The sequence below is a fragment of the Nocardia sp. NPDC003726 genome (assembly GCF_053586955.1).
The window spans coordinates 32,517-45,780 of sequence record NZ_JBSFNF010000005.1 but is presented as its reverse complement, the minus strand read 5'-3'; the positions used below and the strand labels follow the sequence as shown (position 1 = coordinate 45,780).

Here is a 13,264-nt window from a genome sequence, read left to right as displayed (position 1 = left end):
CACTCTTCTCGGATCGTCGTCTCGCGTCGCCGGTAGGCCGAGTACCTTGCCGAGCGGGATGTCACCCGGACGAGGGGAGTCGTCGATGACCGAAACCACACCGCAAGCGCCGACGGCGGGCGTGGCGATGACAGCGCTCGGAGTTGCGGTGATCCGCGCATGGGAATCGCGCAGGCCGGACCGCCTCTACGACGATCCCTGGGCGCAGCTGTTCGCCGACGCCGCGCGACGCGCTTTCGGCGCCGAGCCGGGGGGCGAAGAGCGCTGGGCGCGGTTGGAGGCGCTGGCCGAGAAGTTCTACGAGGGCCGCAGCGTCTCCGTGCGCCTGGTGGACGACACCGCCCGAGCGGCCGTCGCGGCGGGTTGCGGGCAGGTCGTCATCCTCGGCGCGGGCCTGGACACCAGGGCCTACCGGATGCCGCTACCGCGCGAGGTCGAGGTCTTCGAGATCGACCTGCCCGAGTTGTTCCGGTTCAAAGAACCGGTGCTGGAGGCGGCGGGCGCCCGTCCGGTCTGTGCGCGCCACGTCGTGGCGGCCGATCTGCGCGGCGACTGGGCGGCCGCGCTGCGCGCCCACGGCTTCCGCACCGACGTCCCGACCCACTGGATCGACGAAGGGGTTCTCGGTTATCTGCGGCGTGCGGAAGCCATGCGGGTGGCGGCCACGCTGACGGAGCTGTCCGCGCCGGAGAGCCGGTTCGGCCTCGGCAAGTTCGACACCGATCAGCACAGCGACCGGTACACCGAACTGCGGCGACTGGTGCGAGCCGGGGCGGACGGACCGAGGGAACCCAGTGGGCTCGGCCCCGACGCCGACCAGTGGCTCGCCGGGCACGGATGGCGGATCGAGTTCCGTGCCTGGGACGATCTGGTGGCGCCGCTCGACCGCCCGGCCGCGTTGGGCAACCGGGATCTCGGATTGGTTCTCGCGGTCCGCCGGTAGCGCGGCCCGCCGCTGCCAGTGGCCCCGCTCACAGCGCCATATGCCTGGTGAAAGCGGGGTTCGAGCCGCTGCTACGCTGCTTGCCGTAAGACATCCTTTAACGGACCGTCCGGTGAGGCGGGGAAGGAGGTCGGCATGGCCGTGCCCGAAGAACGGGCCGCCAAGTCCGGCGCTGCCGAGACATCGCAGCGACATACCCCGGAATGGGTGGCGGCAGGGCGAGAGTTGTTGTCGGCTTCGGATGTCGGACGGACGATCGCGCGCATCGCGCACCAGATCATCGAGAAGACCGCGCTGGACGCGGGCCAGCCGGACGCGCCACGCGTGGTGCTGATCGGGATCCCCACCAGGGGCACCACCCTGGCGGCGCGGCTCACCGGCAAGATCGAGGAATTCTCCGGCGTCCGCCCGGCTCTCGGCTCGCTCGACATCACCCTCTACCGGGACGATCTGCGCAGCCGTCCGCACCGGCCGCTGGAGCGCACGTCGGTTCCGGAAGGCGGCATCGAGGACGCGCTGGTGGTCCTGGTCGACGACGTCCTGTTCTCCGGTCGCACCGTCCGCTCCGCGCTCGACGGCCTGCGTGATCTCGGCCGCCCGCGCGCGGTGCAGCTGGCGGTGCTCATCGACCGCGGACACCGGGAACTGCCGATTCGCGCCGATTACGTGGGCAAGAACGTGCCGACCAACCGCTCCGAGGACATCTCGGTGCTGCTCACCGAGCACGACGGCCGCGACGGCGTCTATCTGCACCAGGAGGAGGCGTGATGGATCCGGCACACGCCGGCCCGCGGCGGGAGGCGGGCGCATGAGGCATCTGCTGTCGGTCGCCGCGCTCGATCGCGCCGTCGCGACCGAGCTGCTCGACGAGGCCGAGCGGTTCGAACAGGCGCTGCTCGGCCGCGAGGTGCACAAACTGCCCACGCTGCGCGGACGCACCGTGATGACCGTCTTCTACGAGAACTCCACCCGCACCAGGGTGTCGTTCGAGGTGGCGGGCAAGTGGATGAGCGCGGACGTGATCAACGTGAGCGCGAGCAGTTCCTCCGTCTCGAAAGGGGAGTCGCTGCGCGACACCGCGCTGACCTTGCACGCCGCGGGAGCCGACGCGCTGATCGTGCGGCATCCGGCCTCCGGCGCGGCACATCAGATCGCGCGCTGGATGGACGAGTGGGCGGTCTCGGCGGGGCGCGGCTCCGGTCCGGCCGTGATCAACGCGGGCGACGGAACCCATGAGCACCCCACCCAGGCGCTGCTGGACGCGCTGACGCTGCGGCAACGGCTCGGTGACATCGAGGGCAAGCGGGTGGTCGTCGTCGGTGACATCCTGCACAGCCGGGTCGCGCGATCGAACGTCTTCCTGCTGGCCACGCTCGGCGCGGAGGTCGTGCTGGTCGCCCCGCGCACGCTGCTGCCGGTGGGCGTGGAGTCCTGGCCCGCCCGCGTCTCGCACCACTTGGACGCCGAGCTGATCGGCGCCGACGCGGTGCTGATGCTGCGCGTGCAGGCCGAGCGGATGAACGGCGGATTCTTCCCGTCGGCCCGCGAGTACTCGATCACCTACGGCCTGTCCGAGCGCAGGCTGGCCCTGCTCGAGGACCACGCCGTCGTACTGCACCCCGGCCCGATGCTGCGCGGCATGGAGATCGCGTCCTCGGTCGCGGACTCGCCGAAGGCCGCGGTGCTGCAACAGGTCACCAACGGGGTGCACATGCGGATGGCGGTGCTGTTCCGCCTGCTCGTCGGAACACAGGAGGCGGTGGCTCGAGCATGAACGTTCTGATCAAAGGCGCGCTGCTCTACGGCGAAGGCGAGCCGGTCGACGTGCTCGTCGCCGACGGGGAGATCCGGCAGATCGGCACCGATCTGGGCGTGGTCGACGCCGAGGTCATCGACGCGCGCGATCAGATCCTGCTGCCCGGTTTCGTCGATCTGCACACCCACCTGCGGGAACCGGGCCGCGAGGACACCGAGACCATCGAGACCGGCTCCGCCGCCGCGGCGCTCGGCGGCTACACCGCGGTGTTCGCGATGGCCAACACCAACCCGGTCGCCGACTCGGTGGTCGTCACCGACCATGTGTGGCGGCGAGGCCGCGAGGTCGGCTTGGTGGACGTGTATCCGGTCGGCGCGGTCACGGTGGGCCTGGAGGGCAAGCAACTCGCCGAGATGGGCACCATGGCCGCGGGCGTCGGCGCGGTGCGCATGTTCTCCGACGACGGCCACTGCGTCTACGACCCGTTGATCATGCGCCGCGCGCTGGAGTACGCGAACTCGCTCGGCGTGCTGATCGCCCAGCACGCGGAGGAGCCAAGGCTGACCGAGGGCGCCGTCGCACACGAGGGTCCGACCGCGGCCCGGCTGGGATTGGCCGGCTGGCCGCGCGCGGCCGAGGAGTCGATCGTGGCGCGCGACGCCCTGCTGGCGCGCGACGCAGGCGCCCGCGTGCACATCTGCCACGCCTCCACCGCGGGCACCGTGGAACTGGTGAAGTGGGCCAAATCCCAGGGCATCGCGATCACCGCCGAAGTCACCCCGCACCACCTGCTGCTCGACGATTCCCGGCTGGAGACCTACGACGCGGTCAACAAGGTCAACCCGCCGCTGCGCGAGGCCTCCGACGCCGCCGCGCTGCGGCAGGCGCTCGCCGAGGGCATCATCGATTGCGTCGCCACCGACCACGCGCCGCACGCCGAGCAGGACAAGTGCTGCGAGTTCGCCGCGGCCCGGCCCGGCATGCTCGGGCTGGAGACGGCGCTGTCGATCATCGTGCAAACGATGGTCGAGCCGGGGCTGCTGGACTGGCGCGGCGTCGCCCGCGTGATGAGCGAGCGCCCCGCCGCGATCGTCGGCCTGGACGAGCACGGCAGGCCGCTCGAGGTCGGCGAGCCGGCCAACCTGACGCTGGTCGACCCGCGGGCGAGCTGGACGGTGCGCGGAAAGGACCTGGCCAGCATCTCGAACAACACGCCGTTCGAGGCGATGACCTTCCCGGCGCGGGTGACGGCGACGCTGCTGCGCGGCCGGATCACCGCCAGGGACGGCAAGACGCTGGGCAACCGGGCGGAGGCATAGATGAGTGACCGGGGCGCAGCCGTTCGAGGAGGTTCGTAGTGGAGAGAACGCTCTGGGTGGTGGGGCTGCTGGTCCTGTTCGGGGTCTGCCTGTGGCTGATGTACCGGGGCTGGCGCAATCGCGCGGCACGACAGGCCGAGCGCATCGGCGCCCTGCCCGCCGTGCCCGCCGAACTGGGCGCGCAGGTACTGGAGCCGACCACCGGGCTGTACCTGGGCAGCACCATAGCGCCGAGCTGGCAGGACCGGATCACGGTGGGCGACCTGGGTTTCCGGGCCACCGCCGAACTCACCCGGTTCGACAAGGGAATTCTGCTCGAACGCGACGGCGCGACGGCGATCTGGATTCCGGAGGAATCCATCACGGCGGTGCGCACCGAACGCGGACACGCGGGCAAAGTGATGACGGAAGATGGTGTGCTGGTCATTCGCTGGAAGCTGCCGACCGGAACCGAGATCGATACGGGTTTCCGCGGCGACGACAAGTCGGTCTATCCGGCCTGGCGCAGGCTTCCCGCGGCGGATCAGAGCGGGACGACGACGGGAGATGACGAGGGATGACAGGAGACACGGGCGGGAGCAGGGCGGGGACGGGCGCAGCACTCGTGCTGGAGGACGGCCGGGTATTCCGCGGCCAGGCCTACGGCGCCGTGGGCCAGACGCTCGGTGAGGCGGTGTTCTGCACCGCGATGACCGGGTACCAGGAGACCCTCACCGACCCGTCCTACCACCGCCAGATCGTGGTGGCCGCCGCGCCGCAGATCGGCAACACCGGCTGGAACGACGAGGACGACGAATCCACCAAGATCTGGGTCGCCGGGTACGCGGTGCGCGACCCCGCGCGGCGCGCCTCCAACTGGCGCGCCAGCAGGACCCTGCCGGACGAGCTGGAACGGCAGCGGATCGTCGGCATCGCAGGCATCGACACCCGCGCGTTGGTGCGTCACCTGCGCACGCGCGGTTCGATGAAGGCGGGCATCTTCTCCGGCGACGCGCTCGCCGCCACCGACGAACTGGTGGCCAGGGTGAACGGGCAGCCGTCCATGCTGGGCGCCGACCTGGCGGGCGAGGTGAGCACCGACGCGCTGTACACGATCGAGCCGGACGGTGACCACCGGCACACCGTCGTGGCGGTCGATCTGGGGATCAAGACCAACACTCCGCGCATGTTCGCGCAGCGCGGCACACGGGTGCACGTGGTGTCCTCGGCCACCACGCTGGATCAGATCCTCGAACTGAAGCCCGACGGGGTCTTCCTGTCCAACGGTCCCGGCGACCCGGCCACCGCCGACGCGGCGGTCGAGCTGACCCGTGGCGTACTGGGCGAGGGCCTGCCGCTGTTCGGCATCTGCTTCGGCAACCAGATCCTCGGCCGCGCGCTCGGCCGGGGCACCTACAAGATGAAGTTCGGCCACCGCGGCATCAACATCCCGGTGGTGGAGCACGAGACCGGCCGGATCTCGATCACCGCGCAGAACCACGGGTTCGCGCTGGAGGGCGAGCGGGGCGAGCGGTTCGACACCCCCTTCGGCACGGCCGAGGTGAGTCACGTCTGCGCCAACGACGGCACCGTCGAGGGCGTCCGGCTGGTCGACGGCCGCGCCTTCTCCGTGCAGTACCACCCCGAAGCCGCCGCCGGACCCCACGACGCCGCGTATCTGTTCGACCGTTTCGCCGGTCTCATGGAAGGAGCCTGATGCCTCGCCGCGAGGATCTCGAGCACATCCTGGTGATCGGCTCTGGCCCGATCGTCATCGGCCAGGCGTGCGAATTCGACTACTCCGGCACGCAGGCGTGCCGGGTGCTGCGGGCCGAGGGCCTGCGGGTGTCGCTGGTCAACTCGAACCCGGCGACGATCATGACCGATCCGGAGTTCGCCGATTCCACCTACGTGGAGCCGATCACGCCGGAGTTCGTCGAGAAGGTCATCGAGAAGGAGCGTCCGGACGCCATCCTGGCCACCCTCGGCGGCCAGACCGCGCTGAACACCGCGGTCGCGCTGCACGAGCGCGGGGTGCTGGAGAAGTACGGCGTCGAGCTGATCGGCGCCGACTTCGACGCCATCCAGCGCGGCGAGGACCGGCAGAAGTTCAAGGACATCGTGGCCAAGGTGGGCGGCGAGAGCGCCCGCTCGCGGGTCTGCTTCACCATGGACGAGGTCCGCGACACGGTCGCCGAACTCGGCTACCCCGTGGTGGTGCGCCCGTCGTTCACCATGGGCGGCCTCGGTTCCGGCATGGCCTACAACGAAGAGGACCTCGATCGCATCGCGGGCGGCGGCCTGGCCGCATCGCCCACCGCGAACGTCCTGATCGAGGAGTCCATCCTCGGCTGGAAGGAATACGAGCTCGAGCTGATGCGCGACGGCCGCGACAACGTCGTGGTGGTCTGCTCCATCGAGAACGTCGACCCGATGGGCGTGCACACCGGCGACTCGATGACCGTCGCCCCCGCGATGACGCTCACCGACCGCGAGTACCAGAAGCTGCGCGATCTCGGCATCGCCATCCTGCGCGAGGTCGGCGTGGACACCGGCGGCTGCAACATCCAGTTCGCGGTGAACCCGCTCGACGGCCGCCTGATCGTCATCGAGATGAACCCGCGGGTGTCGCGTTCGTCCGCGCTGGCGTCGAAGGCGACCGGCTTCCCGATCGCGAAGATCGCCGCCAAGCTGGCCATCGGGTACACGCTCGACGAGATCGTCAACGACATCACCAAGGAAACCCCGGCCTGCTTCGAGCCGACCCTCGACTACGTGGTCGTGAAGGCGCCGCGGTTCGCGTTCGAGAAGTTCCCGGGCGCCGACGGCACGCTGACCACCACCATGAAGTCCGTCGGCGAGGCCATGTCGCTCGGCCGCAACTTCTCCGAGGCGCTCGGCAAGGTGCTGCGTTCGCTGGAGACCAAGGCCGCGGGCTTCTGGACCGAGGACGACGGCGCGTGGACCGACGTCGAAGCGATCCTCGAGGATCTGCGCACGCCCACCGAGGGACGCATCTACCAGGTGGAACGCGCGCTGCGGCTGGGCGCGAGCATCGAGGACGTCGCCGCGGCCTCCGGCATCGACCCGTGGTTCGTGGCCGAAGTGGCCGGTCTGGTCGAGTTGCGCCGGGAGATCCTCGACGCGCCCGTGCTGGACGAGCCGCTGCTGCGCCGGGCCAAGCACTACGGCCTGTCGGATCGTCAGCTGGCCGCGCTGCGGCCGGAGCTGGCGGGGGAGAGCGGTGTGCGCGCCCTGCGCCACCGGCTCGGCATCCGCCCGGTCTTCAAGACGGTCGACACCTGCGCCGCCGAGTTCGAGGCCAAGACCCCGTACCACTACTCGGCCTACGAGCTCGATCCCGCGGCCGAGTCCGAGGTGGCGCCGCAGCGCGAACGCGAGAAGGTGATCATCCTCGGGTCCGGGCCCAACCGCATCGGCCAGGGCATCGAGTTCGACTACTCGTGCGTGCACGCGGCGCAGACGCTGTCGCAGGCCGGATACGAGACGGTGATGGTCAACTGCAACCCGGAGACCGTCTCCACCGACTACGACACCGCCGATCGCCTCTACTTCGAGCCGCTGACCTTCGAAGACGTGCTCGAGGTCTACCACTCCGAATGCGAGTCCGGCACCGTCGCCGGCGTCATCGTGCAGCTGGGCGGGCAGACCCCGCTCGGCCTCGCCCAGCGGCTCACCGCCGCGGGCGTGCCGGTGGTCGGCACCAGCGCGGCCGCCATCGACCTGGCCGAGGACCGCGGCGAGTTCGGTGACGTGCTGGTCGCGGCCGGGCTGCCCGCGCCGAAGTACGGCACCGCGACCACCTTCGCGCAGGCGCGCAAGATCGCCGCCGACATCGGCTACCCGGTGCTGGTGCGCCCGTCCTACGTGCTCGGCGGCCGCGGCATGGAGATCGTCTACGACGAGAGCTCCCTGGAGGGCTACATCTCCCGCGCGACCGAGCTCAGCCCGGAGCACCCGGTGCTGGTCGACCGGTTCCTGGAGGACGCGATCGAGATCGACGTCGACGCGCTGTGCGACGGAGAGGAGGTCTACCTCGGCGGCGTGATGGAGCACATCGAGGAGGCGGGCATCCACTCCGGCGACTCCGCCTGCGCGCTGCCCCCGATCACGCTGGGCCGCAGCGACATCGAGGCGGTGCGCCGCTCGACCGTCGCGCTGGCCAAGGGCATCGGCGTGCGCGGCCTGCTCAACGTGCAGTATGCGCTCAAGGACGACGTGCTCTACGTTCTGGAGGCCAATCCGCGCGCGAGCCGGACCGTTCCGTTCGTGTCGAAGGCCACCGCGGTGCCGCTGGCCAAGGCCGCCGCGCGGATCATGCTCGGCGCCACCATCGCCGAACTGCGCAAGGAAGGCATGCTGCCGAGCGAGGGCGACGGCGGGCACGTCGCGCTGGACGCTCCGGTCGCCGTCAAGGAGGCCGTGCTGCCGTTCCACCGCTTCCGGCGCGCCGACGGCAGCGGTATCGACTCGCTGCTGTCGCCGGAGATGAAGTCGACCGGCGAGGTGATGGGCATCGACGCCGATTTCGGCACGGCCTTCGCCAAGAGCCAGACCGCCGCCTACGGCTCGCTGCCCACCGAGGGCACCGTGTTCGTCTCGATCGCCAACCGGGACAAGCGCGCGATGGTCTTCCCGGTGAAGCGCCTGCACGACCTCGGCTTCCGCATCCTCGCCACCGAGGGCACCGCGGAAATGCTGCGCCGCAACGGGATTCCGTGCGAGCAGGTGCGCAAGCACTCCGAGGTGCGGCCGGACGACGAGCCGACGATCGTGGAGCAGATCCGCGACGGCGAGGTGGACATGGTGTTCAACACGCCCTACGGCAACTCCGGCCCCCGCGTCGACGGCTACGAGATCCGCAGCGCGGCCGTCGGGGTGAACATCCCGTGCATCACCACCGTGCAGGGTGCGGCGGCCGCGGTGCAGGGCATCGAGGCGAGCATCAACGGCGGCATCGGCGTGCGGTCGCTGCAGGAGCTGCACGCGGTGCTGCGTGGGTGAGCCGCGATCGGACGGAACGGGCGAGATGAAGACCTTCGGTGGCCGCTTACGGCACGCGATGCGGGAGTTCGGGCCCGTGTGCGTCGGGATCGACCCGCATCCGGAGCTGCTGCGGTCCTGGGGTCTCCCCGAGGACGCCGAGGGACTCGAACGCTTCGCCGAGATCTGCGTGGAAGCGTTCGACGGCCTGGTGGCGCTGGTCAAGCCGCAGGTGGCGTTCTTCGAGGCCTACGGTTCCCGGGGCATCGCGGTGCTGGAACGCACCATCGAGGTGTTGCGGGCCTCGGGAACGTTGGTGCTCGCCGACGCCAAACGCGGCGACATCGGGTCCACCATGGACGCCTACGCGCGGACCTGGCTGGCCGACGGCCCGCTCGGGTCCGACGCGGTGACGGTGTCGCCGTACCTGGGGTTCGGTTCGCTGGCGCCGGCGCTGACGCTCGCCGAGGCGGGTCACCGCGGCGTCTTCGTGCTGGCGGCGACCTCCAACCCCGAGGGCGCGCAGGTGCAGGGGGCGGTCGTGGCGGACGGCCGCACCGTCGCGCAGACCATGGTCGACGAGGCGGCGGCTCGCAACGCGGGCGAGGAGTTCGGGTCGGTCGGCGTGGTGGTCGGCGCGACGCTCAATGCCGCGCCCGATCTGTCCGCGCTCAACGGCCCCATCCTCATGCCGGGGGTCGGCGCCCAGGGCGGTGGCCCGGAGACCATTCGGGGACTGGTCGGTGAGCCGATGCTCGCGGCGGTCGTGCCGAACGTCTCGCGCGAGGTGCTGAAGGACGGACCGACCGTTCCGGCACTGCGTGCCAAAGTGCGCGAGTTCCAAGACGCGTTCGCGTTCCTCCAGAAATGACCGCGAAAGGCCGGCGCATCCGCGCCGGCCTTTCGCGTTTCCGCCTCTTGTGCGTGCAGCTGTTCGCACACACGTGCCCCTTAGCGGGGCCTGTGTGCGCTGCTGCGCTGATTTCGGGGCCATCGGTGCCACCGGGTGGGCGCATCGCCCCTGGACCGGCGTACAGGGCCAGGATCGGCACCGGATGCCGGGGCGTGGCGGCCGCAACAGGCCGAATGTGACGCCCGACACGCGCAAAAAACTCGCGACACGCGGAGGATTTCCAGAAAGTTCCTGGTAGGGCGCGTGAGGGGTTGCTGGAGAGATGCGCTGCCGTGTCGCAACCCTTCCGCAAACCATTCGGTTTGTCGAAAACACCCTGCTGACGGCATATTTCGCTGATCGAGCAGCGGGATGCGCTCGATGGCGCGGGCGGGACCGGCGCCGGGCCGCCCCGGTGCGGTCCGTACCCGGAATCATGCGCTGACCTGGGGGGTGGGTTCGCAATCGGCGGACGTCGTGGGTACGGTCGCTGAGACTGCCGGGTTACCGGCAGGAGTTGATGCAATGAACGATGAGACGGAGGAACCGTGGCCCTTCCCCAGCTGACTGACGAGCAGCGCGCCGCTGCTTTGGAGAAGGCGGCTGCCGCTCGCCGCGCTCGGGCGGAGCTCAAGGAGCGCTTGAAGCGTGGCGGCACCAACCTGAAGCAGGTCCTCACCGATGCCGAGACCGACGAGATCCTCGGCAAGATGAAGGTGTCGGCGCTGCTGGAGGCCCTGCCGAAGGTGGGCAAGGTCAAGGCGGCGGAGATCATGAGCGAGCTGGAGATCGCCCCCACCCGGCGGCTGCGCGGACTCGGCGACCGGCAGCGCAAGGCGCTGCTGGCCCGGTTCGACTTCGACGCCTGACGACGAGGGTGATCGAACACACGCGGAAGGGTCGACTGGTCGTACTGGTCGGCCCCTCGGCCGTGGGCAAGTCCACCGTGGTCCGCTGTGTCCGCGAACGACTGCCCGACCTGGTCTTCAGCGTGTCGGCAACGACCCGGGCCCCGCGGCCCGGGGAGGTCGACGGCCTCGACTACCACTTCGTCTCCCGTGCGGAGTTCGACGCGATGATCGAGGCGGGTGAGCTGCTCGAGTGGGCGGACATCCACGGCGGGCTGCAGCGTTCGGGCACCCCCGCAGGGCCGGTGCGCGCCGCGCTGGCCGAAGGCCTTCCGGTATTGGTGGAAGTGGATCTGGAAGGCGCGCGATCGGTGCGCCGGGCGATCCCGGACGCGATCCTGGTCTTCCTGGCCCCGCCGAGCTGGGAGGAGTTGGTGGCGCGCCTGACCTCGCGCGGCACCGAGTCGCCCGAGGTGATCGAGCGCCGCTTGGAGACGGCCAGGATCGAGCTGGCGGCCTGTGACGAGTTCGACATGGTTATCGTGAACGACGAGGTGACCAGCGCCTGTGAGCAGTTGGTATCGTTGTTCGTTAGCACAAATTCGAGTTCGTGACCCCCACCTGCGCATGAGCGATCAGGCCCGGAGGAGGTAGCCTGCGTAACCACGTAGGGCCCTTCGCGCATGCGCAATCCACTCCGGCATGAGTGACCAGGGCCCGGAGTCGGCGCGCCGCCGCACTCGCAGGGCCCCTCGTTCATGCGCCAGACCACACAGCAGGAGTCTCCCTAGTGAGCAGTACGGACACCAAGACCGCGCCCGCATACGACACGCCGGTCGGCCTCACCAACCCGCCGATCGACGAGTTGCTGGAGCGCACGTCGTCCAAGTACGCCCTGGTCATCTACGCGGCCAAGCGGGCCAGGCAGATCAACGACTACTACAACCAGCTCGGCGACGGCATCCTCGAATACGTCGGCCCGCTGGTCGAGCCGGGTCTGCAGGAGAAGCCGCTGTCGGTCGCGCTGCGCGAGATCCACGCCGACCTGCTCGAGCACTCCGAAGGCGAGTGAGGCGAACCCGGTTCGCCAGTGACCACGACTAGGCCGGAGGCGTAGTGACCACAAGGATCGTCGTCGGTGTGGCCGGAGGCATCGCCGCCTACAAGGCGTGCTCTCTGGTCCGGCGATTCACCGAAACCGGACATGACGTCCGGGTGATCCCCACCACCTCGGCGCTGGAGTTCGTCGGCAAGGCGACCTTCGAGGCACTGTCCGGGAACCCGGTGCACACCGGCGTGTTCTCCGACGTGCCCGAGGTCCCGCATGTTCGGCTGGGCCAGGAGGCGGACCTCGTGGTCATCGCCCCGGCGACCGCCGACCTCATGGCCCGCGCCGCGTCCGGCCGCGCCGACGACCTGCTCACCGCGACGTTGCTGACGGCCCGATGTCCGATCTTGTTCGCGCCCGCGATGCACACCGAGATGTGGGAGCATCCGGCGACCGTCGCCAACGTCGCGACCCTGCGCGCCCGCGGCGCCATCGTCATGGAGCCCGCGGCGGGCCGGCTCACCGGCGCCGACACCGGCCCCGGGCGCCTGCCCGAGCCCGAGGAGATCTTCGGCCTCGCGTCGCTGCTCATGGAGCGTGCCGACGCGATCCCGCGGGATCTGGAGGGCCGCCGGGTCGTCATCACGGCGGGCGGCACCAGGGAGCCGCTGGATCCGGTGCGCTTCCTGGGCAACCGCAGCTCCGGCAAGCAGGGCTACGCTCTGGCGCGGGTCGCGGCCCAGCGGGGCGCCCATGTGACGTTGATCGCGGGCAACACGATCGAGATGGCGGCGCCCGCCGCCGTCGACTTGGTGCACATCACCACCGCCGAACAGCTGAAGACCGCCGTCGACAAGCACGCCGTCGGCGCCGACGCGGTGATCATGGCCGCCGCGGTCGCCGATTTCCGGCCGACCAACGTCGCCGCCGCCAAGATCAAGAAGGGCGCGGGCGAGCCGGACGTCATTCCGCTGACCAAGACCGACGACATCCTCGCCGGGTTGGTGCAGGCGCGCCGCGACGGCCAGTTGCCAGGCACCGCGATCGTCGGCTTCGCCGCCGAGACCGGTGACGAGCACGGCGACGTCCTGACCCACGCGCGGGCCAAGCTCGCCCGCAAGGGCTGCGACCTGCTCGTGGTCAACGCGGTCGGCGAGGGTAAAGCGTTCGAGGTGGACACCAACGACGGCTGGCTGCTCGGCGCGGACGGCACCGAACAGGCGCTCGATCACGGCTCCAAGGCGTTGCTGGCCAGCCGTGTGCTCGACGCGCTGAGTGGATTGCTGCGCTGAACCGGGCCGCGTCCCGGCCGGAATTGCCCTCCGGTCGGTCGTTGGCGACGCCGTCATCGATGCGGCGCCGCATGGCCACCGGGAGTTCAGCTGTCCGGTACGGCCGCGTCGTTGCGGTCCGCCCTGTCGGTGATTTGGAATAGGCTGAGATATAAGGGTTGCGCAGTCACGACATCGCGTTAC

At 70.1% G+C, this 13,264-nt stretch carries 12 protein-coding genes; all 12 read left to right on the top strand.

Translation table 11 applies throughout. The annotated features are described in order from the left end of the window. Nucleotides 1–85: 85 nt before the first annotated feature. On the top strand, nt 86–943 hold the full coding sequence (locus tag ACWDMM_RS08400; protein WP_357110364.1) for an SAM-dependent methyltransferase: 858 nt from the start codon (nt 86–88) through the stop codon (nt 941–943). A gap of 135 nt (nt 944–1,078) precedes the next feature. Beyond that, entirely contained in the window at nt 1,079–1,711 is a 633-nt protein-coding gene (gene pyrR, locus ACWDMM_RS08395; protein WP_323124412.1) for a bifunctional pyr operon transcriptional regulator/uracil phosphoribosyltransferase PyrR, read from the top strand. A 40-nt stretch (nt 1,712–1,751) separates the two neighbouring features. Continuing rightward, nucleotides 1,752–2,717, top strand: coding sequence for an aspartate carbamoyltransferase catalytic subunit (locus ACWDMM_RS08390; RefSeq protein WP_449936699.1), 966 nt, complete (start codon nt 1,752–1,754; stop codon nt 2,715–2,717). Continuing rightward, entirely contained in the window at nt 2,714–4,018 is a 1,305-nt protein-coding gene (locus ACWDMM_RS08385; protein WP_195082350.1) for a dihydroorotase, read from the top strand. The genes ACWDMM_RS08390 and ACWDMM_RS08385 overlap by 4 nt, the downstream gene beginning before the upstream one ends. 38 nt (nt 4,019–4,056) lie before the next feature. Beyond that, nucleotides 4,057–4,578, top strand: a complete 522-nt coding sequence (locus ACWDMM_RS08380; RefSeq protein ID WP_357110369.1) for a PH-like domain-containing protein — start codon at nt 4,057–4,059, stop codon at nt 4,576–4,578. After that, the gene (gene carA / locus ACWDMM_RS08375; protein WP_195082352.1) at nt 4,575–5,714 is read left to right on the top strand and encodes a glutamine-hydrolyzing carbamoyl-phosphate synthase small subunit; all 1,140 of its coding nucleotides are present in this window, start codon (nt 4,575–4,577) and stop codon (nt 5,712–5,714) included. The genes ACWDMM_RS08380 and carA overlap by 4 nt, the downstream gene beginning before the upstream one ends. Continuing rightward, entirely contained in the window at nt 5,714–9,022 is a 3,309-nt protein-coding gene (gene carB / locus ACWDMM_RS08370) for a carbamoyl-phosphate synthase large subunit (protein ID WP_195082353.1), read from the top strand. The genes carA and carB overlap by 1 nt, the downstream gene beginning before the upstream one ends. A 25-nt stretch (nt 9,023–9,047) precedes the next feature. After that, on the top strand, nt 9,048–9,872 hold the full coding sequence (gene pyrF, locus ACWDMM_RS08365; RefSeq protein ID WP_195082354.1) for an orotidine-5'-phosphate decarboxylase: 825 nt from the start codon (nt 9,048–9,050) through the stop codon (nt 9,870–9,872). Nucleotides 9,873–10,441: 569 nt separating this feature from the next. Further along, entirely contained in the window at nt 10,442–10,762 is a 321-nt protein-coding gene (mihF, locus tag ACWDMM_RS08360; RefSeq protein ID WP_028476708.1) for an integration host factor, actinobacterial type, read from the top strand. Between the two features lie 8 nt (nt 10,763–10,770). Then, entirely contained in the window at nt 10,771–11,355 is a 585-nt protein-coding gene (gene gmk, locus ACWDMM_RS08355; protein WP_067802087.1) for a guanylate kinase, read from the top strand. A gap of 176 nt (nt 11,356–11,531) precedes the next feature. Next, nucleotides 11,532–11,813 carry a DNA-directed RNA polymerase subunit omega gene (gene rpoZ / locus ACWDMM_RS08350; RefSeq protein WP_040780043.1) on the top strand — a complete coding sequence of 94 codons (282 nt, stop codon included), beginning with the start codon at nt 11,532–11,534 and terminating at the stop codon, nt 11,811–11,813. A 44-nt stretch (nt 11,814–11,857) separates the two neighbouring features. Next, a complete protein-coding gene (gene coaBC, locus ACWDMM_RS08345) occupies nt 11,858–13,081 on the top strand; it encodes a bifunctional phosphopantothenoylcysteine decarboxylase/phosphopantothenate--cysteine ligase CoaBC (RefSeq protein ID WP_195082355.1) in 1,224 nt (407 codons plus the stop codon). Nucleotides 13,082–13,264 lie beyond the last annotated feature (183 nt).